The 21,097-nt window shown below is 33.5% G+C and carries 23 protein-coding genes; 11 read left to right on the plus strand and 12 right to left on the minus strand.

The genetic code is table 11. The features are described 5' to 3' along the window. Window positions 1–137: 137 nt before the first annotated feature. A complete protein-coding gene (locus tag AWV75_RS04715) occupies window positions 138–1,823 on the minus strand; it encodes an acyl-CoA synthetase (protein ID WP_060873284.1) in 1,686 nt (561 codons plus the stop codon). 390 nt (window positions 1,824–2,213) lie between these two features. Between AWV75_RS04715 and lpxD the strand changes: the two genes are divergently transcribed. Further along, the gene (lpxD, locus tag AWV75_RS04725) at window positions 2,214–3,218 is read left to right on the plus strand and encodes a UDP-3-O-(3-hydroxymyristoyl)glucosamine N-acyltransferase (protein WP_197429550.1); all 1,005 of its coding nucleotides are present in this window, start codon (window positions 2,214–2,216) and stop codon (window positions 3,216–3,218) included. 83 nt (window positions 3,219–3,301) lie between these two features. Here lpxD and AWV75_RS04730 read toward each other — a convergent pair whose 3' ends face one another. The 4 genes from AWV75_RS04730 to AWV75_RS04745 form a co-directional block, all read right to left on the minus strand. Continuing rightward, window positions 3,302–4,159, minus strand: a complete 858-nt coding sequence (locus tag AWV75_RS04730; RefSeq protein ID WP_060873287.1) for a DUF6048 family protein — start codon at window positions 4,157–4,159, stop codon at window positions 3,302–3,304. After that, on the minus strand, window positions 4,125–4,652 hold the full coding sequence (locus AWV75_RS04735) for a DUF6452 family protein (RefSeq protein WP_231738003.1): 528 nt from the start codon (window positions 4,650–4,652) through the stop codon (window positions 4,125–4,127). Before AWV75_RS04735 ends, AWV75_RS04730 begins: the two co-directional genes overlap by 35 nt. Window positions 4,653–4,793: 141 nt before the next feature. Next, complete coding sequence (locus AWV75_RS04740; protein WP_060873288.1) at window positions 4,794–5,516, minus strand: ZIP family metal transporter; 723 nt, start codon at window positions 5,514–5,516, stop codon at window positions 4,794–4,796. A gap of 4 nt (window positions 5,517–5,520) precedes the next feature. Next, the gene (locus AWV75_RS04745; RefSeq protein ID WP_060873289.1) at window positions 5,521–6,252 is read right to left on the minus strand and encodes a class I SAM-dependent DNA methyltransferase; all 732 of its coding nucleotides are present in this window, start codon (window positions 6,250–6,252) and stop codon (window positions 5,521–5,523) included. A gap of 95 nt (window positions 6,253–6,347) precedes the next feature. Between AWV75_RS04745 and AWV75_RS04750 the strand changes: the two genes are divergently transcribed. The 4 genes from AWV75_RS04750 to AWV75_RS04765 all read left to right on the plus strand — a co-directional run bounded on the left by AWV75_RS04750 (window position 6,348) and on the right by AWV75_RS04765 (window position 9,113). Further along, on the plus strand, window positions 6,348–7,508 hold the full coding sequence (locus AWV75_RS04750) for a THUMP domain-containing class I SAM-dependent RNA methyltransferase (RefSeq protein ID WP_060873290.1): 1,161 nt from the start codon (window positions 6,348–6,350) through the stop codon (window positions 7,506–7,508). 6 nt (window positions 7,509–7,514) lie between these two features. Further along, window positions 7,515–7,748, plus strand: a complete 234-nt coding sequence (locus AWV75_RS04755) for a hypothetical protein (RefSeq protein WP_060873291.1) — start codon at window positions 7,515–7,517, stop codon at window positions 7,746–7,748. Between the two features lie 371 nt (window positions 7,749–8,119). Further along, window positions 8,120–8,542 (plus strand): N-acetyltransferase, encoded by a 423-nt coding sequence (locus tag AWV75_RS04760; protein WP_060873292.1) that lies wholly within the window; start codon window positions 8,120–8,122, stop codon window positions 8,540–8,542. Between the two features lies 1 nt (window position 8,543). Beyond that, window positions 8,544–9,113: a Crp/Fnr family transcriptional regulator gene (locus AWV75_RS04765; protein ID WP_060873293.1), complete on the plus strand. Its 570-nt coding sequence runs from the start codon at window positions 8,544–8,546 to the stop codon at window positions 9,111–9,113. 24 nt (window positions 9,114–9,137) lie between these two features. Here the strand turns inward: AWV75_RS04765 and AWV75_RS04770 are convergent, their stop codons facing one another. Then, on the minus strand, window positions 9,138–9,839 hold the full coding sequence (locus AWV75_RS04770; RefSeq protein ID WP_060873294.1) for an SIR2 family NAD-dependent protein deacylase: 702 nt from the start codon (window positions 9,837–9,839) through the stop codon (window positions 9,138–9,140). A 42-nt stretch (window positions 9,840–9,881) separates the two neighbouring features. On the opposite strand from AWV75_RS04770, the gene AWV75_RS04775 reads away from it, so the two are divergent. After that, complete coding sequence (locus tag AWV75_RS04775; protein WP_060873295.1) at window positions 9,882–10,574, plus strand: TrmH family RNA methyltransferase; 693 nt, start codon at window positions 9,882–9,884, stop codon at window positions 10,572–10,574. A gap of 72 nt (window positions 10,575–10,646) precedes the next feature. Here the strand turns inward: AWV75_RS04775 and AWV75_RS04780 are convergent, their stop codons facing one another. The 5 genes from AWV75_RS04780 to AWV75_RS04800 form a co-directional block, all read right to left on the minus strand. Next, window positions 10,647–11,441 (minus strand): TerC family protein, encoded by a 795-nt coding sequence (locus tag AWV75_RS04780; protein ID WP_060873296.1) that lies wholly within the window; start codon window positions 11,439–11,441, stop codon window positions 10,647–10,649. Window positions 11,442–11,453: 12 nt separating this feature from the next. After that, entirely contained in the window at window positions 11,454–11,837 is a 384-nt protein-coding gene (locus AWV75_RS04785; protein WP_002985915.1) for a hypothetical protein, read from the minus strand. 7 nt (window positions 11,838–11,844) lie between these two features. After that, complete coding sequence (locus AWV75_RS04790; RefSeq protein ID WP_060873297.1) at window positions 11,845–12,075, minus strand: DUF6095 family protein; 231 nt, start codon at window positions 12,073–12,075, stop codon at window positions 11,845–11,847. A 5-nt stretch (window positions 12,076–12,080) separates the two neighbouring features. Then, window positions 12,081–12,893 (minus strand): N-acetylmuramic acid 6-phosphate etherase, encoded by an 813-nt coding sequence (gene murQ, locus AWV75_RS04795; protein WP_060873488.1) that lies wholly within the window; start codon window positions 12,891–12,893, stop codon window positions 12,081–12,083. A 253-nt stretch (window positions 12,894–13,146) separates the two neighbouring features. Then, window positions 13,147–14,127 (minus strand): hypothetical protein, encoded by a 981-nt coding sequence (locus AWV75_RS04800; RefSeq protein ID WP_060873298.1) that lies wholly within the window; start codon window positions 14,125–14,127, stop codon window positions 13,147–13,149. A gap of 774 nt (window positions 14,128–14,901) precedes the next feature. On the opposite strand from AWV75_RS04800, the gene AWV75_RS19095 reads away from it, so the two are divergent. The 4 genes from AWV75_RS19095 to AWV75_RS04815 all read left to right on the plus strand — a co-directional run bounded on the left by AWV75_RS19095 (window position 14,902) and on the right by AWV75_RS04815 (window position 18,774). Further along, window positions 14,902–15,105: a hypothetical protein gene (locus AWV75_RS19095; protein ID WP_231738005.1), complete on the plus strand. Its 204-nt coding sequence runs from the start codon at window positions 14,902–14,904 to the stop codon at window positions 15,103–15,105. Between the two features lie 186 nt (window positions 15,106–15,291). Further along, window positions 15,292–15,600 (plus strand): hypothetical protein, encoded by a 309-nt coding sequence (locus AWV75_RS19100; protein WP_231738007.1) that lies wholly within the window; start codon window positions 15,292–15,294, stop codon window positions 15,598–15,600. Between the two features lie 213 nt (window positions 15,601–15,813). Beyond that, complete coding sequence (locus AWV75_RS04810) at window positions 15,814–16,875, plus strand: PD-(D/E)XK nuclease family protein (RefSeq protein WP_060873299.1); 1,062 nt, start codon at window positions 15,814–15,816, stop codon at window positions 16,873–16,875. 1,179 nt (window positions 16,876–18,054) lie between these two features. Next, window positions 18,055–18,774, plus strand: coding sequence for a hypothetical protein (locus AWV75_RS04815; protein ID WP_060873300.1), 720 nt, complete (start codon window positions 18,055–18,057; stop codon window positions 18,772–18,774). A gap of 257 nt (window positions 18,775–19,031) precedes the next feature. On the opposite strand, the gene AWV75_RS04820 is transcribed toward AWV75_RS04815, so the two are convergent. Then, entirely contained in the window at window positions 19,032–20,090 is a 1,059-nt protein-coding gene (locus tag AWV75_RS04820) for a 3-oxoacyl-ACP synthase III family protein (RefSeq protein ID WP_060873301.1), read from the minus strand. A gap of 293 nt (window positions 20,091–20,383) precedes the next feature. Between AWV75_RS04820 and AWV75_RS04825 the strand changes: the two genes are divergently transcribed. After that, window positions 20,384–21,091, plus strand: a complete 708-nt coding sequence (locus tag AWV75_RS04825) for an SDR family oxidoreductase (RefSeq protein WP_060873302.1) — start codon at window positions 20,384–20,386, stop codon at window positions 21,089–21,091. Window positions 21,092–21,097 lie beyond the last annotated feature (6 nt).

Below are 21,097 nucleotides of genomic sequence, written 5' to 3' on the forward strand. Positions count from 1 at the left end.
GTTTTGATGAAAATAGTTTATATCAAGTTTAAATAGGGAGGGTTAAGGGTTAAGGGTTAAGGGGGCTTATAACCCCTAACTCATTTCTCATAACCCATAATTCACTTCCCATAACCCCTAACTCATTTCTCCTCTACTTAATAAACAAACTCCAAAGGCACAGCGATTTTCTTGGCGATGCGTTCGGCTTGTAAAGCACGTAGTTCTACTCGTTTAATTTTACCGCTAATTGTTTTAGGCAATTCAGTTACAAATTCTATTCTACGCGGCATTTTGTATGGTGCGAGATGTTGACGGGAAAATTGAAATATCTCCTGCGCTAGTGCTGCATTGGCTTGTTGAATATCTTTGATGATAACAAAGGCTTTGACTTCAAACCCCTTGACTTCATGAGGACTTGCTACAACAGCAGATTCGATTACAGCTGGATGTTCAAGCAAAACACTTTCTACCTCAAAAGGCCCAATGCGGTAATCGGATGCTTTAATCACATCGTCATCGCGACCAATAAACCAGATATAACCATCTTCATCTTTATAGGCTTTATCCCCAGTGAAATAAACCCCATTTTTGAATACCTGCTTTTGACGTTCTTTATCATACATGTATTCCTTAAAAATTCCGTTGATCTTCGTTGTATCTGTTTTGACGCAGATATTTCCTTCCTCATTAATAGGGAGCTCTCGTCCTTCATCATCAGCAATGATAATATCATATAGAAACGTAGGTTTCCCCATGGAACCATATTTCAGTTTTGCATTAGGATAATTGGCAACCATACACGTACTTTCCGTTTGACCAAATCCATCTCTAATATATAATCCTGTTGCTTCATACCACTCTTCAATAATTTCTGGATTTAAAGGTTCGCCTGCTGCTACACATTGACGCAAGCTAAATTGATAAGCAGCTAAGTTCTCTTGAATAAAGAAGCGCAGTACAGTGGGAGGAGCACAGAGCGTAGTGATTTTGTGTTTTTCAATTAAAGAAAGTGTTTTAGCTGCATTGAAGCGTTCTTTGGTATGAAAGGCAAAAATCGTAGCGCCAACATTCCAAGGAGCAAATAAACTACTCCAAGCAAATTTAGCCCATCCAGGTTGGGAAATATTGTAGTGAATATCCTCTTTCTTCAGTCCAATCCAAGCAGCAGTAGTTAGATTGCCGATTGGATAGCTCAATTGAGTATGACAGACAATTTTTGGCATACCTGTAGTCCCAGAGGTGAAAAACAAGAAGAGGTTATCATCAGGTTTGGTTTGAGCTGCTTCCGCTTCGGTATTTTGTTCATCTAATACGGATAAGGGATACCAACCCTCCCGATGCCCATCAATAATAATTTTAATCGGAATGCTGAGGTTTGCTGCTTTTTCTGCTTCATCAATTTTTTCTACATTATCGGCATCTGCCAGGATAACTTTAGGCATGATTTTCTCAAAACGATATTTTAAATCATTAACCCCTAGTATGCTTGCTGCAGGTGATAAACGATACCCTCCTTTAATTGCTGCAAGATGTGTCACCCAATTGATGCGTTGTAACATCATTTGGGTGAGTATCACATCTTGTTGCTGAATTCCTTTTTGACGGAGGAAATTTAACAGTTGATTGTATCTGTTGTAAAGCGTTTGAAAGGTATAATGCTCCGTTTTTGTACCATCAGTCCATAAGAGTGCAGTTTTGTCAGGATGTTCTTTCACGTTAATCCCCTCAAATATTTCAGTCACCCAATTAAAATGTATCGGTTTTTCTACTTGTAAATCGTGTAAAGCATTAAAATCTTCTTTGGCAATGAAGTTTCCAATGCTTTTAAATAAATTTTTCATGTTTGGTTGTTTTTTGTGGTAGTATAAGATACACAAAAGGATTGAAAATTAGGAGGATGAAAGGTGGGATTTTTACTTTTTTGAGGAGAAGACACAGAAAAGACAGAAAATAACTCCCGATTTTGACTAGGGAATTTATTTTTAGATTAAAAAAAATAAAAAGACAGAAAGTAAATGAATAATTTATTTTTTTCATTAAAAAACAGAATATAAAATTTTAATTTCTAATAAAATAGAGTCTTTATTATGGTAAATTACGTCTAGTTTTTGTTTAATTTTCAATTAAAATACTTTTATTGTGTGTTTTTTTAAAATAAAATAACATTTCGTTGCAATATGATTAATAAATTTTCGTTTTCTTTGGTACAAACCAAGAAACTAAATGTTATTATGAAGACATACTCCTTAAATGAAATAAATGATATTCTTAATGGAAGCATAATAGGAACGACAGTAAAAAAAATTCATGCAGCAGAACAGCTAGACAAAGCACAAGATGGTCAAATTTCCTTTATTGGAAATAAAAAATATGAGCGTCTATGGGCGAATTCTAAAGCGAGCATTGCTATTGTTAACCGCGATATCTCAATTGTCCCTGGAGATGATCGAGCATTTATTAAAGTTGATAATGTTGATTTAGCAATGTCTCAATTACTTGCTTTTTTTGCTCCTAAATTACCTCATGTGAAAGAGGGAATTCATCCGAAAGCCAATGTTGATGCTACTGCGCAAATTGGTGAAGGTGCTCAAATTGGAGCAGGATCTTATATAGGAGAACATGTAATTATAGGAAAAAATGTAGTGGTATATCCTAATGTGACTATTTTAGATCATTCCGTTATTGGAGATCATACGGTCTTATGGTCTGGAGTTATAGTTCGTGAGCGTACTCAAATAGGGAATCATTGTATTATTCATCCCAATGCTGTATTAGGAGCAGATGGATTTGGTTTTTGTCCATCAGAAAAAGGGTTGGTTAAAATTCCTCAAATTGGTCATGTGGAGATTGGTCATCACGTGGAGATTGGAGCGAATTCTTGTGTAGATCGCGGTAAGTTTAGTGCTACAATTATTGGCGATGGTTGTAAAATAGATAATTTAGTTCAAATTGGACATAATTCGGTTCTTGGAAAATGTTGTATTATGGCAGGTAATAGCGGATTAGCTGGGTCTGTAACCTTGGGTAATTTCGTTGTGATTGGAGGAAGTGCTTCAATCAAAGACCACGTTACGTTAGGAGATGGTGTTGTAGTGGGAGCAGGATCTGGTGTAACAGGGGACGTAGAGGCAGGTAAAACCGTTTTAGGATATCCTGCTTTAGAAGCTAAAACAACATTAAAACAATGGGCTTTCTTGAAGCAATTAGTAAAAAGTTACAATACTAAAGGATCATAGGTTGTTTGCACCCTTTGATTTTTTATAACGTTGATTCAAAAAACAACATAAAAAAAGCCTTGTGAATTCACAAGGCTTTTTCATTATAATTCTTCTGCAGCTTTTTGTTTATTTTCATGAATCATTCTCAAATCGTCTGATTCAATCTTATTTCCTTCTAAGTCATATTTGGTGTCTTTCTCTGGAATAGTAAAAGCCTTTTTATTTGATTTATATAGCGGGATGAAGTAACTAACGGTATAATTAAAACCAACCCCAATTGCTCCACTGTATTTTCTATTATATCCTGGAATATAGAGGTTTTCAAAATCATCTGGTTGTTTTTGGGAGAGTAAACCTGTCAAACGAAGGCTGAATCCCATAAATACATTATTGAAGACTCTCGTTTTCACTCCTGCAACAAATTCTACCCAATGCGCAGATAAACCACTATACTTTTTGTTTACTGGAATCGCAGGATTCTCAAAATAAGGATTGGTTGTATAAGGTTTATACCAATCTAAGGTCTGAGAGAAAGTAGAAAAACCATAACGTCCTCCTACATATATTTGATCCTCACGATCCAACCAGTTCTCATGGAGGTTGTAATCAACCCCAATGCGCAGGTAAGTACCATTGGTGGTATACCCATAGGTGCTTTCCGTTTTATTCAATTTGTCATGACCTAATTCAGCCACAGCAAATAGCTTTTTCGTCAATCGATAATCGCCTACAACTTCAAATCCATTGTACGTTTTATCATACAGAGAACGAGTGATTCTAAACAAATCCGCACCTAAGCGTAAACCGTAACGCTGAGGGTATTTTGGTGGCACTTGAGGTGCCATATGTGTCGTCGTTTTTTCGGTGGTTTCTTCCGTTTTCTTTTGGGCTAAACTTACAACTGAAAACAACAGAATTATACCACTAGTAATATACTTTAAAATGGGCTTCATTTTCATTTTCTAAATTGTTTTCGATTTCGTTCGTTTCTGTTCTATAGAGTTTAATCCAATTTCCTTTTGTTACATTGGCTTGGCCATTTAAGAGTGGAGAAGTACCATCTTGAAGTAACGAAAAAGTAGAAATATAACCACATGCTTTATTCAAGTAGCGCGTATTTATTCTGTACTTTAAGGAAAGCGTATCACGAATAATCAGCGTTTCTTTTCCTTTTATTTCTTGAATCTGTAATACCCAATCTGTTTCTTGTTGATCCAAACGGAGGGGTAATAACAAGGTATTCCCAGTGCTGCGGATGGTGTCAGGAATACCAATTGCATAAGCTTGAACTAAGCCATTTTTGGCAACTTCTTGATCTTCATAGTTGAAGAATTGAATTTTATAGTTAGGAGTTGTTGGTTCTTCCTTGCCACATATATCATCTTTCTCACAAGCTACAAATGCAAGAGTAGCAAGGCATAGAAAAGAGGCGATAACCATTATTTTTTTCATAAAGGAATAAGTCTAGCTAATAGTAATAGCACCAAAAATACTAAAAACAAACCAAACGGTTTATATTCTTAAGATTGGTTTTGCAAATAAGTAGGCATAAAATGATTTCATTTAAAGAATCAGAAGCTGTCTTCTGATTCTTTAAATGAAATAAGCGGCAACTACACCGAGTAATATGGCTATTAATTTATTGATATTGAATTTGTGGTCTTCGTTACTTTCAAAAATAATCGTAGAGGAGATGTGGAATAAAATTCCAACTACAATGGCTGATATTTCTGCGTAGTACGTGCTCAAAATAGGAACATTACTTGAAATTAAAGTACCTAAAGGTGTCATAATGGAAAATAGCATCATAAACACAAAAACCATTTTTTTATTCATTTGGGCATTGATGAAAAAAGCCGTTAGAATAATGGCAATTGGGAGATGATGAATTCCAATTCCTAAGGCCAACTCACTGTGTTGACTAATAGGCATTCCTTCAAACAAGGCATGGATACACAAACTGATAAACAACAACCAAGGGATGCGTTCTAATTTTTCATGTCCATGAACGTGTCCATGCTCAGCACCCTTAGAAAAATATTCTAAGATAATCTGAAATACAATACCCGCCATGATGAAAAATCCTATTCTACCTGCGCCACTGTGATCATGATTGTGTACGTGATCTCCTTCCATAACGATATGACCAATAGCTGCCTGATAAACATCAGGTAACAAGTGAGTCACTGTTATCGTTAATAAAAAAGAACCACTAAATGCCATCAATAATTTGATGTGTTTCTTGTTTTTGGGTTGAATGAGTAGTGCAATTAAATATCCAATAATTACAGCTAGTAAAGGTACGATATACGCCATTGACTTATTTAAAGATCATGATTAATCGATCAGATTCGTTGGGATAGAATTTTCTTAATTTATAATCACCAAAAACATCAAGTAAATAAATTTCATTTTCATTCATCATTTGCTCAAAGTCTTCCAAGGTAAAAGCTTTTACACGTTCTGAATAGGCGTGATCTTCTCCATCAGCTTGAAAGCGAATATCTTTGATGATATACCCGTTTTCTACTTTGCGTTCAATGTGAAATTCAATACCCTCAACTATTTTAATCTCAGATGGAACTAAATTAGCAATTACTTTGTTTACATTCATGAAGTCAATCACTGCCAATCCATAATCGGATAAGCTATTGTGCATGGCTTTTAATGCTTTGATGTTATCTTCTGGATTACTAAAATAACCAAAACTCGTGAATAAGTTAAAAATAGCTTCGTATTTTTTTTCTAAAGGTTCGCGCATATCGTGTACCTCAAAATGAAGCGTATCATTCTCCGCTACTTTGGCTGCTTCAATACTGTTAGCAGATAAATCTGCACCTACCACATCATAACCAAGGCTATTTAGATAAATGGCATGACGCCCTTTACCACAGGCCAAATCTAACACTTTAGAATTTTCGGATAAGTTTAAATAATGGGTAAGGTTATCTATAAAAAGTTGTGCTTCATCATAATCTCTATCCTTATATAAAATGTGATAATAAGGGGTATCAAACCACGATGCATACCAAGCTTTCTTCTGTTCAGACATAGTTTTAATTTAAATCTTTTATTAGCTTGCAAATTTACTTTATTTTTGCACATTTGGATAACGAATGCAATTATTCCTTATAGCGATATAAAAAAATGGAAAATTTTAAAATGGTAGCTAAAACACTTTTCGGTTTAGAAGAGGTTTTAGCGAAAGAACTACAGCTTTTAGGAGCAACGAAAGTGAAGGAAGGAACTCGTATGGTGAGTTTCGAAGGAGATAAAGGATTTTTATACAAAGCGAACTTAGCTTTGCGTACCGCTTTGAAAATCTTAGTTCCAATTAAACAATTTGCTGTTTATAACGAAAGTAATCTTTATAAAGGAATTCAAAGTATTGATTGGAGTAAATACATCGGCGCCCATCAGTCCTTTGTGATTGATTCAACCGTGTTCTCTGATCAGTTTAACAACAGTTTATTCGTGTCATTAAAAGCAAAAGATGCTATTGTCGATCAGTTTAGAGATAAATTTGACAAACGTCCGAATGTGGATAAAGACTTTCCAGATTTGCGTATTAACGTGCATATTCAGCGTGATTTATGTACAGTTTCATTAGATTCTTCTGGAGCTTCTTTACACCAAAGAGGATATAAAACAGCAACTAATATTGCGCCAATTAATGAAGTATTAGCAGCAGGTATGTTGTTGTTATCAGGATGGGATGGAAGAAGTCATTTTATGGACCCGATGTGTGGATCAGGAACTTTATTAATCGAAGCAGCCATGATTGCATGTAATATTCCAGCGAATATCAATCGAAAAGAATTTGCTTTCGAACGTTGGAATGATTGGGATGCAGATTTATTTGAGGTAATTCAAAATTCATTGCTTAAGCGCGTACGTGAATTTCATTATACCATTCAAGGGTATGATAAAGCACCTTCTGCCGTAATGAAAGCACAAGATAACGTTCGCAATGCGAATTTAGAAGAATACATTAAGATAGAAAATTTAAACTTTTTTGAAACTTCAAAGGAGGTAGAAGGACCCTTGCATATGGTGTTTAATCCACCATATGGAGAGCGTTTAGATATTAACCTAGAACGTTTTTACCGCGAAATAGGAGATACGTTAAAACAAGGATACCCAGGAACAGATGCTTGGTTCATTACTGCTAATATTGAAGCTTTAAAATATGTTGGTTTGCGTCCTTCGAGAAAAATTAAATTATTTAATGGTAAATTAGAGGCACGTTTAGCTAAATACGAGCTCTATGAAGGAAGTAAAAAAGGAAAATATATGGATCAAAATTAAAAAACGATGAGTGTAGGAACTAAAACAATACTGTTTCAATTTGTGAGCTTCGCCGTACTGTTTCTTTTAGCACGAACAGGTTTGATGTATTTTACCGATTTATCGGGTATATGGCTACCTATTGTTAGTGCTATTATAGCAACCGTTTTTGCTCCACAATTTAAAGTTTTTAAAACGAATGAAGGAGATAAAATCTGTGTGAAATGGATTTTTCTAAAAGGCGTAAAAGTCTTGAACTAATAAAAAAAGGAAGTGTAATGCTTCCTTTTTTTATTTGTGGATTGGGTTAAGAGTTAAGGGTTAAGAGTTAAGGGGAAGGATGAACCTTACAAAGTACAAATCTCACGAAAAGCAAACCTCTCTTAATAGAAGATGTGAATGGTGAGAGGATGAGGTGGTGAGGTGGTGAGAGGATGAGAAGGTGAGGTGTTTAGAAGGTGAGGTGAGAGGATGTGGAGATGAGTTGAGGTGAGAGGATATTCTTGACAACTTCACAAATAACAAATAACAAAGAGCAAAGAACAAATAACAAAATTGTTAAAATACTTCTTAACTTAAGTAAAGTATAAGCTACCTAGACATGTTTACTTTTGTGGTGTAAAAAAAAGGAAATGATACGATTGTTTAAAGCTGAGGACAGCAAAGAAGTAGTTGAGCTTTGGTATGAAGCTTCTGTAATAGCTCATGATTTTATCGAGGCAAGTTATTGGCATGAGAAAAAGGCTGATATGGCGCAGATTTATATTCCCAATAGTGAAACTTATGTTTATGAAAAGGAAAATCATATTGTGGGTTTTGTATCTTTGATAGAGAATTATATCGCAGCGATATTCGTTGCTCCAAGTGAACAAGGAAAGGGAATAGGGAAGGAGTTGATGCACTTTATCAAGCACAAACATTCAATACTTGAGTTGGGAGTTTATGTGAAAAATATCAATTCTATTGCCTTTTATGAAAAACAAGGATTCAAAGTCGTAGAAGAAAAACTCGATAAATCAACTGGAGAACGAGAAGTTGTGATGGAATATAAATAAAATGATATCCTTTCACAGAACAGATTTACCTTTAGAAGAAGAACTAAGTGATGATAGTGTAGCTTTAATTGAGCAGACGCTTACGCCTATAGTTTTACCTAAAGGCTATCGGTTGTTGGAGGATAAAGAAGGTATTAAGCATGCCTATCTTATTAAAAAAGGAATTGTACGCATTTTTATTACAACTGAGGATAAAGAAATGACGTTTGAATTTGCTCGAGAAAAGGATATTTTAAGTACTTCTTTGGGCTATTTTTATCAAGCTCCAAGTTATGAGCGTTTTGAGTTACTAGAGGATACAATTCTTTATCAGATTGATTTAGTGGCTATGAAACAGCTTTTTTATGAATCTATTGAAATATGTAATTGGGCACGACAGTTCACAGAACTCAATGCCATCAAAACCCAAAAGCAATTGATTGATATGTTAGTTTTAACGCCAGAAGATCGTTATCTGCAGCTAATGAAATATGATAAAACACTCTTTCAGCGGGTTCCATTGAAACAAATTGCTTCGTATATCGGTATATCTCCCATTTCATTGAGTAGGATTCGAGCAAGAATAAAATAGAAAAGCGGTTTACAACCGCTTTTGTTATATCATTTGGCTAAATTCAATTAAAGATTCGTGAATCTGCTGCATTCCTACAGATGCTTTTTCAGCAATGACTTCAATCTTGTGATGGAAGTGTTGGGTAGAAGCAGGATGTACATCGATGTAGTAAACCAAGGCATCCAGTTTTGCGAAATCAAGTAAGGAGGCTGCTGGATATACTTGCAAGGAAGTTCCAATAATCAAAACTACATCAGCTTCTTCTACATAAGAAATCGCACGTTCTAGTTCAGGAACCATTTCTCCAAACCACACAATATGCGGACGTAGACCATGGCCGTGTTCATTGTGATCCAACGCTGTTAAATCTGTTGTCCAAGGATATACCAGTTGTTCATTTACTTCACTGCGTACTTTGAGTAATTCACCGTGTAAGTGAATGACATCTTTACTTCCTGCACGTTCGTGCAAATCATCGACATTTTGAGTGATTATAGTAGTTTTAAAATGTTGTTGTAATTCCGCAATAGCAAAATGAGCTGCATTTGGTTTACACGTCAGTAATTGTCGACGTCTATCGTTGTAAAACTTTAAAACCATTGCTTTATTTTTTGCCCAACCAATAGGAGAAGCAACTTCCATAATATCGTGACCTTCCCATAAGCCATCAGCATCGCGAAAGGTTTTGATTCCACTTTCTGCACTCATTCCCGCTCCTGAAAGCACCACTAAACGTTTTTCCATAATATTCTTACCTTTGCATTTTTGAATAAAACTAAAGATATAATGAATATTTCAAACAAGCTATTTCAAGACGTTGAATACTTAGCTTATTTAGAAACTTTTTTGACAGAGAACCGAGTAGAGCGATTCAAAGAAGTTTTAGCGAATCGAACCAACCATATAACGGTTGTAGCAGAAGATGTTTATCAATTGCATAATACGAGTGCTGTTATGCGTAGTTGTGAGGTTTTTGGTGTGCAAGGCCTACATGTAATTGAACAAAAATTTGGAAAGCGAATTGATAAGCAAATTGCACTTGGAGCAGAGAAATGGGTGGATATTCATCGGTATAATTCTGTACAAGGAAGTATTGATGCAATCAAGGCAAAAGGATATAAAATAGTGGCTACTACACCCCATGGAACTGCACAAAGTTTAGATAAATTTGATCTATCAGAACCTGTGGCTATTTTTTTTGGTACAGAAAAATCTGGATTATCGCCTGAGATTATTGAACAAGCCGATGACTATATTACGATTCCGATGGTGGGCTTTACGGAAAGTCTAAATATTTCTGTGTCTGCCGCTATTATCATTCAAAGTTTATCTACGCGATTAAGAGAATCAGCTATTCAATGGCAATTATCTGAAGAAGAATTATTGACAAAACGAATCGATTGGGCAAGAAAGTCAATTAAAGATATTGATTTTGTTACGGAACGTTATTTGGAGAAAAACGAGAGGGGAGAGGAGTAAAATTTAAACCTAAAAAAAGGTTCAATCTCATCGATAAGATTGAACCTTTTTTTATAAGTATTTGATATTTCACTACTGTTTATTTCCTCTTTTTCTGATGCGCATATTGATAAATTCCACAACAAGTGAAAAGGCAATAGCAAAATAGAGATATCCTTTCGGAACAGCTCCCACATCTTGCCCAGCTAATTTTGCGTCAGATAAATGCATACTTTCTGTGGTAAGCATAAATCCAATTAGAATAAGGAAAGATAGAGCTAAAATCTGAATCGAAGGGTTATTGTTAACAAAGGTTCCAACAGGAACAGCAAAAGCCATCATAATTGCTACAGAAACAATAACTGCTGCAATCATAATATACAAAGCCCCTTCAATACCATTGGTCATTCCTACGGCAGTTAGAATACTATCTACGGAGAAAATCAAGTCAATCAATAAGATTTGAACGAGAATATTGCCAAATGATTTTGTAGCAATTTGTTTGGCATTGGGGGTAGAACTAATATCTTCTGCTACCTGAACGTGAGCTACTTTTTCATGTATCTCCTTGGTAGACTTGTAAATTAGAAAGATTCCTCCTGCTAATAAAATAAGTGCTTGACCATTAAAATGAGCACTGAACCAGCCCCAATCTACACTAAAGAGTGTCGCTTTCATTTTAATTAACCACGTGATAGCAAATAGCAAACCTATTCGCATAAACATCGCTAAAAATAAACCGATTTTAGTCGCTTTTTTTCTTTTTTCTTCCGGGAGTTTTCCCGTTACAATGGAAATAAAAATGACGTTGTCAATTCCTAGAACAATTTCTAAGAAGGTTAAGGTAATAAACGCTACGATAGCGTCAGCAGTTAAAAAAATTTCCATATAGAGATAGGATTATAGTTCTCCAATTTTTTTAAGGTTTCCGCGTTCTTTTCTTGCGTCACCTACTAAACCATATTCAAAAACACAACTATCTCCATCTGTTGTAACAATTTTGATACCCACTGCTTTTTTCTCTGCCATGTTTTTAGGATTTTTCTTTTGTAAAATAAATTCACAATCATTAATCCATCGAATACTTGAGGTGTCAACTCTCCCTTCAAATTCCTCTATTTCATATTCAGCTGTACGAATAAAAGTAGATCTTTTTTCAACACCGTCAATTTCGGTAACAAATTCAAATTTTCCTGTTCGGAAGTTTGCGCAATTGCGCTCTTGTTGATAGCATGAAGCAAACAGGGCAAAGCAGGGTAAAAGATAGAATAGTTTAGTTTTCATAGAATAATTATTTCCCAAATAATGATTTCATAATGGTGTTAATACCTTTAAAAAGTAAAAACATAGAAGATAAACAAATGATACATCCTAATCCAAAGACTGGAATAAAAAACGGATTAGCCTGGTTTTTTAACGAGCTGTGAATTACAATGGGGCCAAGAAACAATAAAGGCAGTGTAATAGCAAGATATTTAACTCCTTTTTGTAATACTTTTCGATTTGTACCTTGAGGTTCCATACTGTTTATAATTTATAATGATCTAATGCCGAACGGACACTTTTGTATTGATTTAATAGTTGAGTAGCTTCTTCTTTACTCACTTGTAGTTCTTCCTGTAACATGGCAATACCGCGTTGAATTAATTTAGCATTGGTCATTTTCATATCTACCATGCGATTGCCTTTCACCCGTCCTAATTGAATCATGGTAGAGGTAGAGATCATATTGAGAACCAATTTCTGAGCGGTTCCAGCTTTCATACGTGAACTACCTGTCACAAATTCTGGACCCACAATGACTTCGATAGGAAATTGTGCTACTTGACTCAATGGACTATTGGGGTTACACGTAATACATGCAGTCGGAATCTGATGGGCATGGCAAGCTTCTAAAGCTTTGATAACATAAGGAGTTGTTCCTGATGCTGCGATTCCTACGACGAAATCGTTATCGTTGATTTGATAAGCTTGTAAATCCATCCATCCTTGATTGGGGTTATCTTCTGCATTTTCTACTGCATGGCGAATAGCGTGATCCCCACCAGCAATTAATCCAATAACTAAATCAGGTGAGACACCATAAGTAGGTGGACATTCCGATGCATCTAAAATACCTAATCGACCCGAAGTTCCTGCGCCTATATAAAATAAACGCCCTCCTTTTTTAAGTTGCTCTACAATTTTTTGAATCGCAACTTCTATTTGAGGAATTACCTTCTCCACAGCCAGTGGAACTAGTTGATCCTCTTTGTTGATATTTGTCAATAGCTCCTGAATGGACATTTGCTCTAAATGATCATACGTAGAAGATTGTTCCGTAATTCTGATAAAATCCACTGGTATTGCTTTTTTGGGTTGATACAAAAATACTCAAAATAGTTTAGATTTAACAGGACTGAAAGGGAATTCCATCTTCTCATCAAGGGAGATAATTTTCTGTTTGTCTAGACAAAAAAACGCCAGTAAAAAAGGGTGCTTTTCTACTGACGTTTGACATAAATTATTGAAAATTAAAGACAAAAAATTTAAAATTCAATTGAATAGTACTACTATGCTTAGATAATCATAGTTATATAATGGAAGTGAAGTACTATTTTTTGTAAACTAACCTTTCGTTTAAGCGGAATGTATCAGTGAATGACGTTCTTTCCGATGCTACAACAGATGAAAATTGTCCATCAACAATTGAAAATGCTCCAATAAATACATGTTGGCTAGGGTCGTTACCACTTCCAGGATTTTCATCCGCAAATTTCCCCATCATATGGTCGGATAAACGAATACTTGTACCTCCAACTATTACATTTACAATATATTTACTACCTGCTTCTGCATTCGTACATTTGCTGTATAGATCAACATAAATGGCATATTCACCATCTTCTAATTGATGAAAATAGATGTTTTCGTTTTTAATGCCATCCAATTGACAACCTGGATTGGAATCAATATCTAACTCAGCAACTTCAATTCCTTCTGAATTAAATAAATGTTTGTTTCCATAATAGAGGCGATTGTTATCTTTTTTTACTAAGTGTAAATCTACATCATCCTCTTTATCCCAAGAGAGTGAAATTTGCAATTCACCAGTACCAGCTGGAATTAATTGGAATTCTCTATAGTAAATCACTGTTCTTGTCCCATCGGTAATATAGCCGACAATTTCCAACTCAAAAACAGCTAAATCTAGTTTTTGAGATAAGTCTAAAACTACCTCATAACTATAGAGTAGATCTCTTGTTTGACTTTCATTAGTCGTTTTAAATTCGTAAAAACCATCATGTCCTTTTAGGCCAATTAAAATAGATTGAAGTTCCGCATTACTCGTTATTGTCATGATGGCTTTTCCGCCATTAATCACAAAATTGTTGACATTAATTTGTGTAATCGCATTTTTTTCTCCCGCTTGAATAGTTCCAGATTTGAAAGTAGCTCCTTCAATGTCAAAGAACTGATCTTTTAGTGTATTTGGAATTTCAACTTCTGTAGTACTTGAGTCATCACTACTACATGAGGCAGTACTAAACAGTAAAAACCCTGCTAATGTGCATAATAAAATTTTCTTTTTCATAGCTTTTTTATTATTGTTAATTAAAATTTTCTTTTCTTTTTCATTTCATTTGCAGGACAAACATAAATATAATTTTATGTATAAAATAAAATAAATTATTACTTTTTAGTATAAGATGTTTTGTTAATTTAGCTGTTGTTTGGTAATAATTTATTTTAAATTATAAAAAAAGAAATAAACATAAAAGCTAGAGTGTTTTTACTAACAGATTGTTTTGTAAAAAGTTAAAAAAAAGTTTTTTCAGATTGTGTTGAAAATGAGGTTGTTTTGAGAAAATGGGTGAATAGTACAAAAAAGGGCGCATGAGAATATATCCATTAAAGAGAATAATTGTATCAATAAAATCTATTATAAGGGAATACAGAGTTATGCATTTATCTAAGGCAATAAAAAAGGGAGTGTTTTTTGGTTATCATATTTCTTAATACATTATACCAATACATTCGCATAAAATATGGTATATAAATGATTATGAATATATTATTTACAATGAAAGATGTAGTAAAATACATCTGAGATAACGCTTAAATAAGAAAGTAAACTAGTTGTGTTTCTCTTGAATCAGATTTGTATCACCTTCGATAGAAAACTCTTTTTCTGAAGGTGATACAACCTTGATTAGGAGATGATTTGGAAAATAAATACAGGTATTGGTTTTAGAATGATAGTGATTTTCGTTCAAAAATTAAATGAGAAGAGATAAAAGACGAAAAGATGGGAGAAGAACTCCCAAAATGAGAGGTTAGAGAAAGGGAACTAAAAAAGTAAGAGTTAATGGTGATAATTTTGATCGTAGTTCAAGGTTCAAGGGTAGCTACTGGAAGTGGATATAAAAAGAAAACGATGGCAGAAATCAGAGTGGGGATTTTAGGTAGTGTAAGTGGAAAAGTAGGAACCGTTATTGGTGCAAATTGGGGCGGGAAAAATATTATTCGAGGTCTTCCTCGTAAAAGTTCCAAAAAAGCGACACTTGCCTAGATGTATCAACGTACCAAATTTAAGTTAGTTGTCGATTTTTTATGTCCATTAACTTCTATTTTAAATTGTTATTATGGAATACTGCAGGGGAGTAAATCAAGAAAGAATTTAGCAATGTCTTATCATTTGATGGAGGGATTTGTAAAAGAAGAAAATGAATTAATTCTTAATTTAGATTGAGTGATTTTGACTAAGAGTATACTAGTTCCTATTGGTTTAGAAAGTGTGCAGATGGTCAAACGTAGGCTCTTATTAGCTTGGCAAACTCCAACTATATGGAAAAGCTTAGCAGAGGAAATAGATCTTCTTACTGTGATAAAGTATGGAGAAAAAAATAAGGTATTTCATATTTTGAATCATATTGTTACTCGTAAGACTCATACACTCACAGTAGATTTACCAGATTCTTTTGAAGAAAGTGGAAATGTTATTTGGGTATTTACAACCAATGAGTTTAACATAGAATGCAGTACGAGTATGTTTTATGAGATATAGAAATAGGATAGTTCACATTTTATTGATAAATGACTATCTTCTACTATGTTGATGGTGTTTTTTTCGTTTACTCAGCGTTTTGGAGAGATGACGAATTTATAGTTGTGGGAGGATTGAGTTGATGTTATATTTACTTAAGTGTACTTGAAACGGTAATGTATTTACTGTGAAAAATCATAGTATTAAAAGAAGAGAAACAGTAAAAAAAAGGAGATGGGGGAATTTAATTTTTTCAAGATATTAGAAAAGGGTGATAAGGAATTAGTACATTCTGCTATATTGGCCTATTTAATAGATAATGAACATCAATTTAGGACAGATTTTCTGAAACTACCTGCTTTGAATTATACTCCTACAAAATTAGAAAAAAGTATAAGTTATAAGAAGCAAATTAGGTCTAAGGCCAAAAGAATAAGATTTGATGTTTTTTGTGAGAGTGCTAATGAAAAGGAAGTTGTAGTTATAGAAAACAAGTTTAAGTCAGCGCCTGATGATAAACAATTAAAGGAATATGACGAAGGGTTAAAGAAGAATTATACTGCTAATATCAATAAGATACTCTTCTGTTTTGATAAAAAACTAGCCTCTAAAGTTATAGAAGGAACTCAATGGGAAGTATTTGATTATGTTGATCTTTTGAAAGAACTTGAAACAGGAAAGTATAATGGAAATTGTGTAGATAAAAAATTATTTATAGAGCATTATTGTTCGCTTTTAAGATGGTATATAAATCAAAAAAAATCTGATGAAAAAAATGCAAATGATTTGTTTAAAAGTGATTTAGATAATGATGAGCGTTTTAGAAGAAGGTTATTTAATGCAAGGTTATATCTTGAATTGATTAATAATGAGCACTTTATTAATTGTGGATATGTCGTAAATCCAGGTAATACATCAGATCCTTTGTTGAATATTGTGCCATCTAAATGGCTAACGGCTTTTGGATGTAAATTTCTATTACCCTTTTATGGAGAAGAAGTTGTGTTGCAACTACAAGGAGGTGATTTGAAGTTTTATTTGCATTTCCAAAAAGATAAAAGAGAAGTTGAAAGGGTAAATGAATTTTTAGCTTTGGTTAGGACATATTTTACTACACAATATAAAGATTTTGAAGTCAAGAAGAATGTGAAGACAATACAAAAATCTATGTTTATCTGTAAGATAAAAGTCAAGAGTAATGTAGATGAAGGTGTTGTTACAGTTGATTCCATTAAGAAGTTGATAATTAGTTTTTATAAAGAGTGTGAAGCTTTTTTAAATAGATATCAAGAATAGATATATAGATTATCATAAACGCTTTGTTGTATAGTCAGAATAGAGAGTTTTTAGATGAACTTGGAATTTTTAACAGCATTCAAATACCAATTATGAAGAATATTTCGAAGATGTTATAGAGTTTCGCAACTAGAAGAACAAACAATAAAGAATATACTTCTTCAAGTTAAAAACTTAAAGCTACTTTCTTATATATAAGTGAAATCTTTAGATGGTTCTCAATAGATAAGGAGACAAATCAGATTAAATTACAGGTGAAACTAAATTATGAATTAGAAGTATTATTAGTGAGTTTAAGAGAACAGATTGAGGTTCTAACCCTAACTATTTTAAATGAAAAATCAAAAAATGGAATTAAAATAATGGATTCCGATTATTGATGCAGTGATTCTGCATAAGTACTATTTATATTTGTGGTAGAAATAGAAAACAAAGAGAGGAAATGACGATGAAATAAAATAACAATTAATCTTTAGATTAAGTTATTAACATTATTTGATAACTTATCTGATTTTTAATTGCTTATGATTTGTTTAATGTAGAATGGAATGTTAATTTTGAATAACTAAAGTACTAAGTATATGAAGAGTTAATTTTATTAAAGGGATAAAATAAAAACTCAGCATGTCGGCAAACATACTGAGCTTTATATTAAGCGTTTGACGCTTATGAAGCGTATTCTCAATTATACCTTTTCCGTGGAAATGATTGTTCATTTTAAAAATTATAATGGTTCATGGCTGCGAATAAACCTTATGGCAATAATTGCCGTATTGGAGCAGTAGAAGATTGTTCTCAGACTTTTAATCCCAAAACTTAGCAATATGTTAAAAGAGATACTATTACGGGAAGATTTATGGATGTTAAACAAAATAGAACTCCAGTTAAGGTAGTTGGGAAAGAAATAAAGACATAAGTATGAATAGTTTTACTTAATAGAAATTCTCAGTCTAATTAATGGTGAGGTACATAAATCAACGTGTTATTATCAACCATCAAACCACATGATTTAAGTTATCATAAGTAGTTGTCAAGATGCAATTCGATATACAAGGTTTTATTACCCTAATATTAGAATAGATGATTGTGCGTTTCGTAGTAGAGAATATAATATAAGTTAGTATAAAATATTAATTTCTCCTCATGCTTTGAAAGGTGTCATGAGGTTAAAAAAATGATATGAAAGAAATAGAAAATATTAAGGTTACTGAGTTAATTGAATTTAACAGACGAGCTGATGGAAAAAATAAAAATAAATTTGCTCAAAAACTTAAGACAAGAGAAAAAAAACATATTGAGGTAAAGGAAGAAAATAATAGTAAAGGAGGTGGAGATTATTGGATCAGTAGTCAAAGTTGTGTTTTAAATGTATTTAAAACAGAGAATAAAGGCTTATATGATAGTAAGATTTCAGAACTTAGTTCAAAATTGAATGAGTGTAAACTTAAAAATACAAGAACTAATTTAGATAGGAATATCCAAATACTAGAAAACTTTAAAGATTTTGATCTAGGTGAGTTAAGGCCTGATAGTTCTTTGAAGTATAATGTGCCAATAAAGAAGAAAATAAAAACTTTTATCTATAAAGAGCTTCCTATTTATTTAGCGCCAAGTTCATTTTATAGTTATAAAAAAAATAATAAGGATTATTTAGGTGCTTTATGGTTAGTCTCTAAAAAAGATGGGTATAAAAAAGCAGAACTAGGAGTTTTCTGCGAATTGCTATATTTTTTAATAGAGCAAGAATACAAGGATAAGTATTGTTTTGAAAAAGAATATTGTTGTGTTGTGGACATGTGGAATGCTTATTCTGTTTCTTATAATGATATTGTAGAGCAAAAAATTCCACAATTACTAGATTCAATAATTACTAGAATAAAGGAGGTTAAAAATGAATAGTTAAGATAGTAAAGAGTAATTATCTTTCTTCTTATCTAATTCTTGTAGGTGTAATTAATATTTATGAAATAATAATTTTCAGGTATCAGGTTAAACGATAAACAATTTTAATGATTTAAAAGTAAATGATGTAAAGATAAATTGCCCCGTTTTAAAAAAGATGGTCGATAAAGGAGTAATTTTTTGAATAGAATATACTAATTTGTAAGGGCGCATCATTATGCGCCCTTTAAATTTTTATGAAAAATATTTATTCTTTACACTTGATACACAAATGCATTAATATTCATTCCTGCTCCAACAGAGGCAAACAAGAGATAATCTCCTTTTTCGAAACTGTGGTTATCCAATTGTTTATTGACAATCATATCATACAAGGTAGGTAGTGTAGCTACGCTGCTATTTCCTAATTTTTGAATATTCATCGGCATAATGTGTTCTGGCATATTTTTGTCGTATAGCTCATAAAAGCGCTTTACGATGGCTTCATCCATTTTTTCATTGGCTTGGTGAATGATGATTTTCTTGATTTGATTAATGTCAACCCCACTATCATCTAAACAAGCTTTCATCGCTTTTGGGACTTCAGTCAAAGCAAATTCATAGATTTTACGGCCTAACATCTTGATGTAACGCGTATCTTGTTGCGGTTCTTTTTTGTACGATTCACCAAAGTGAATGTAATAAGCCTCATCTGCAGTGAAACTACAACTCTTGGTAGCGATAATTCCCCCAGGTTCATCAGTTACCTCTAGTACTGTTGCACCAGCACCATCTGCGTAAATCATCGAATCCCTATCGTGTAAATCAATCACGCGAGATAAAGTTTCTGCCCCAATAACCAAACAGTATTTAGCGATACCTAATGACATATATGCATAGGCTTGAATGACACCTTGCAACCATCCGGGGCATCCAAAGAGCACGTCATAAGCAACGCAATTGGGGTTTTGAATTTTGAGGTTGTGCTTCACGCGTGCAGCTAAACTAGGAACGATATCCGATTGATCGGTACCGTATTTCATGTCCCCAAAATTATGTGCAAAGATGATATAATCTAGTTTTTCAATGTCTAGTTGTGCATTTTCAATGGCGCGTTGCGCCGCAATTGTACCAATATCGGTGGTTGTTAAGTTGGAAGTGATATAGCGTCTTTCCTGAATACCTGTAATTTGCTCCAGTTTCTTTGCCACTCTTTCGTTAGAATCTTTCAAAGGTTGACCTTTTTCATCACGAAAGTCGAACTGATGAAAATCATTGTTGGTCACAACTTGTGTAGGAATATAACTTCCTGAACCTTTTATTTTAACAGCCATAGTTTAATGTTTTTTGAAGTAATTAAGAATAGTATTGTAATTACTCTGAGATTAGATGAATTAGTTTAGATAATTTGTACTACTAAGGTATAGAAATTGCTTGTCTTGTCCACCTAAATAAAAGTGAAATTATATTTAATGTAGCTTAAATTTAGTTAATCGGAGAGGGATATCCTATATAACGTTTAATTGGTGATGGTTATTGCTTTTTATTGTTTGATTTATTAATTTGAAATAACTAAAAAAGTATTTTTTATTCTTTAATTTAGTAAAAACTAAAGTTAAAAAAGACTATGGCAACAAAACAAGCACAAGTAGCTTATATTACAGGAGGTACAAAAGGGATAGGAAAAGGCATTGCACAAGCTTTGATAACAGCTGGTTATCGCGTGGCTATTTCAGGTCGTTCGTTAGATGAGGTAGAACGCGTAGCTCGTGAACTAGGAACAACGGATCAGGTTTTGGCACTCGCATCTAATGTAACGCAATACGAAGAGGAAGTACAAGCGGTAGCGCAGATTGTTGAAAAATTTGGACGCTTGGATGTAGTGATCGCCAATGCAGGAGTAGGTATTTTTGCCTCTATTGAAGAGCTATCGATAGAAGATTGGAATACGATGATAGATACAAACCTAACAGGAGTTTTTCATACATTGAAAGCGAGTGTTGCTCAATTAAAACAAAACAAAGGATATTACATCAGTGTGGCGAGTTTAGCAGGAATTAATTTCTTTGCTACAGGAAGTGGATACAATGCGAGTAAATTTGGTGTGGTAGGATTCACACAAGCTGCAATGCTTGATTTAAGAGCACATGATGTCAAAGTAACGACCATTTTACCTGGTTCTGTGACGAGTCATTTTAATAACCATGAGCCCAATGAAAAAGACGCATGGAAAATTCAACCAGAAGATATTGGTGAATTAGTGGTCGATTTATTGAAAATGAATCCACGTGCTTTACCAAGTAAGATTGAAATTAGACCTTTAAAAACGAGTTAACCTTTA

It is taken from the genome of Myroides odoratus (genome assembly GCF_001549985.1).
Taxonomy (GTDB): Bacteria; Bacteroidota; Bacteroidia; order Flavobacteriales; family Flavobacteriaceae; genus Flavobacterium; species Flavobacterium odoratum_A.

What these genes read in the sequence shown, in the direction of transcription:
- AWV75_RS04715 (WP_060873284.1), bottom strand. Translation starts at nt 1,823, where the DNA reads ATGAAAAATTTATTTAAAAGCATTGGAAACTTCATTGCCAAAGAAGAT.
- lpxD (WP_197429550.1), top strand. Translation starts at nt 2,214, where the DNA reads ATGAAGACATACTCCTTAAATGAAATAAATGATATTCTTAATGGAAGC.
- AWV75_RS04730 (WP_060873287.1), bottom strand. Translation starts at nt 4,159, where the DNA reads ATGAAAATGAAGCCCATTTTAAAGTATATTACTAGTGGTATAATTCTG.
- AWV75_RS04735 (WP_231738003.1), bottom strand. Translation starts at nt 4,652, where the DNA reads ATGAAAAAAATAATGGTTATCGCCTCTTTTCTATGCCTTGCTACTCTT.
- AWV75_RS04740 (WP_060873288.1), bottom strand. Translation starts at nt 5,516, where the DNA reads ATGGCGTATATCGTACCTTTACTAGCTGTAATTATTGGATATTTAATT.
- AWV75_RS04745 (WP_060873289.1), bottom strand. Translation starts at nt 6,252, where the DNA reads ATGTCTGAACAGAAGAAAGCTTGGTATGCATCGTGGTTTGATACCCCT.
- AWV75_RS04750 (WP_060873290.1), top strand. Translation starts at nt 6,348, where the DNA reads ATGGAAAATTTTAAAATGGTAGCTAAAACACTTTTCGGTTTAGAAGAG.
- AWV75_RS04755 (WP_060873291.1), top strand. Translation starts at nt 7,515, where the DNA reads ATGAGTGTAGGAACTAAAACAATACTGTTTCAATTTGTGAGCTTCGCC.
- AWV75_RS04760 (WP_060873292.1), top strand. Translation starts at nt 8,120, where the DNA reads ATGATACGATTGTTTAAAGCTGAGGACAGCAAAGAAGTAGTTGAGCTT.
- AWV75_RS04765 (WP_060873293.1), top strand. Translation starts at nt 8,544, where the DNA reads ATGATATCCTTTCACAGAACAGATTTACCTTTAGAAGAAGAACTAAGT.
- AWV75_RS04770 (WP_060873294.1), bottom strand. Translation starts at nt 9,839, where the DNA reads ATGGAAAAACGTTTAGTGGTGCTTTCAGGAGCGGGAATGAGTGCAGAA.
- AWV75_RS04775 (WP_060873295.1), top strand. Translation starts at nt 9,882, where the DNA reads ATGAATATTTCAAACAAGCTATTTCAAGACGTTGAATACTTAGCTTAT.
- AWV75_RS04780 (WP_060873296.1), bottom strand. Translation starts at nt 11,441, where the DNA reads ATGGAAATTTTTTTAACTGCTGACGCTATCGTAGCGTTTATTACCTTA.
- AWV75_RS04785 (WP_002985915.1), bottom strand. Translation starts at nt 11,837, where the DNA reads ATGAAAACTAAACTATTCTATCTTTTACCCTGCTTTGCCCTGTTTGCT.
- AWV75_RS04790 (WP_060873297.1), bottom strand. Translation starts at nt 12,075, where the DNA reads ATGGAACCTCAAGGTACAAATCGAAAAGTATTACAAAAAGGAGTTAAA.
- AWV75_RS04800 (WP_060873298.1), bottom strand. Translation starts at nt 14,127, where the DNA reads ATGAAAAAGAAAATTTTATTATGCACATTAGCAGGGTTTTTACTGTTT.
- AWV75_RS19095 (WP_231738005.1), top strand. Translation starts at nt 14,902, where the DNA reads ATGGTGATAATTTTGATCGTAGTTCAAGGTTCAAGGGTAGCTACTGGA.
- AWV75_RS04810 (WP_060873299.1), top strand. Translation starts at nt 15,814, where the DNA reads ATGGGGGAATTTAATTTTTTCAAGATATTAGAAAAGGGTGATAAGGAA.
- AWV75_RS04815 (WP_060873300.1), top strand. Translation starts at nt 18,055, where the DNA reads ATGAAAGAAATAGAAAATATTAAGGTTACTGAGTTAATTGAATTTAAC.
- AWV75_RS04820 (WP_060873301.1), bottom strand. Translation starts at nt 20,090, where the DNA reads ATGGCTGTTAAAATAAAAGGTTCAGGAAGTTATATTCCTACACAAGTT.
- AWV75_RS04825 (WP_060873302.1), top strand. Translation starts at nt 20,384, where the DNA reads ATGGCAACAAAACAAGCACAAGTAGCTTATATTACAGGAGGTACAAAA.